Source organism: Endozoicomonas sp. SESOKO3 (assembly GCF_024606255.1).
Genome location: NZ_JAHHPR010000666.1, coordinates 1 through 1,914 on the forward strand (window position 1 = coordinate 1; position 1,914 = coordinate 1,914).

The 1,914-nt window shown below is 45.1% G+C and carries 2 protein-coding genes; both read left to right on the forward strand.

The genetic code is table 11. The features are described 5' to 3' along the window. The coding region (locus tag KDK18_RS11650) for a hypothetical protein (protein WP_257255076.1) at positions 1 to 202 on the forward strand (202 nt) is incomplete at its 5' end. 357 nt (positions 203 to 559) lie between these two features. Beyond that, positions 560 to 1,914, forward strand: a 1,355-nt coding sequence (locus KDK18_RS11655) for a hypothetical protein (RefSeq protein WP_257255077.1), incomplete at its 3' end; no start/stop codon positions are given.

Sequence of the window (1,914 nt, forward strand, 5' to 3'; positions counted from 1 at the left end):
GGAGCTGATGCACACAGTAACCGTCCTTAAAAAAGCCAAAATCGATATCGATAACCACATACTGGAAGGATGGAGGCAACGGGCATGCAGCGAAATAAAGCGGTTAAAAAGGCAAGACCCCTTATTATCAGAGGTTGATCCTGATGTTTATCAGAGTTGTCAGGAATTAGAGTTATTTGATGGGTGTGGAAGTATTTTTTAATAGGCATATGTCTTTCGTCTGACTCAGCAGATTTCTTTAGACTACTGTCGTTTTATAAAAGCCTCAATTAAGCTAACCCGCTTCTTTAAGTTTGACGAAAGCTTCTGTCAGGCGAACTCTCTCACTTAAAAAAAACTTTTCGCCAACTCCGATCGTGGCGCACTGACTATCTGGCTGCTATATATTCCGGTGCCAATGAGAGGTCATTCAATGGTCATGAGCCGGATGACGTTAAAATAACGTGTTTTTCCAATAGCGAAGGAGTCCGTGATGCGGATTTTTTTTAAGCCTGAATCTACGAGACGCCAACAAAAAAACCAAACTCTCTGCTTAATGCTCCGACCGCTGCTTCTGTTGATGAGCATAATGTTTGGGGAGTCGCTGCCCGCATTGGGATTAGCCGGCTCAAGCCCACCACCAGTGCATTTCGTTTATACCAATAAGTTGACTGAACCTGTAAAAACCAATCCTCATTCGGCTGGGTTTATGCCACTCGCTCAACAATTGCCTCCCCTCCCCATTTGGCCAAGTGACGGAAACAACTGGAATACCGATCCACAGCCCCAGCCTGCCCATAACCTTGTTCTCAGCCCTGTTCAAAAATACCTGCAAAAAAAAAAGGAACTGCTTCGTAAGCTACGATTAAAACGACAATTATCTACTAATAAAAACCAAACAACACTAGCTCGGGTTTTGTCAAACCGGATCATGGTGATTGAAGCGGATCTTATGGATCTGGAAAGGTCAGACCCTGCCACGATTGATCCAGGACTGCTTCAAACATGGCTGGCAGATAATGATCAGGAACTCAGTATTTACCGTGAGATCACTTCTGGTAAAGGTTCTGGCCGTCAGGCGGGTTCCGGGAAAAAGGGTCACCCCTCCCGAACGACTGCAGCATCGTCGACTGCGACAACAGGCGGGTCAGGCCAATCCGGCCAGATTTCCCAAGCCGCCGTCCCTGGCCAGGAAACCGATTCAGAAGACGACAGTGGTAGTGGGGGCGATGACCCACTGAAACCCTCGGCTGAGCAGGACACTGGAAGTTCGGTTGCAACTTGTTCGAAGTGTAACAAGCCACTGAATCAACAAGAATTAAAGCGTATAGCTAATGAGGAATCAGCTTCAGCGTTTTTATGTGACAACTGCCCGCCGGGGACTGAGAGTAAAAAAAATGAACCATTGGAAGAAGTAAAAGAGAATATCGAATACGAATTAACCAATGAAGAATTGGAAAAAGTGCAATCCCTGATGGTGGTATTCGAGAAAGAAAACATCACGGTTAAGTACTCTTTTTACAGGCTGCTTGGTTTCGTAGAGAGAAATTCTTTTAATGGTTTCTTCGATAATGCCATTGCTTTTTTTGGGCACCTTCCTGAAAGCATCAAAAATACTGACGTGCTGACCGACATGCTGAAGAATAGAAAAGAACATATCTCTGATTTTGTCGAACGTAGCCAGGATGAACTCGCATATTTAGCCAGTTTGAATGTATTAACTTCCTTTGCATCCATGAACAATGGCAAAGGTGTGCCCAAACATGAGGAAGTGAAAGCAATACTGAGCTGGCCGGAATGGAAAGACCAGAATGACAATTTCAATACACAGCTGTTCCTCGCCATCTCGTCTATGAATCATAGCAGAGGCTTTCCCAAACATGAGGAAGTGAAAGCGGTGCTGAGCTGGCCTGAATGGAAAGACAAGAATGGCGA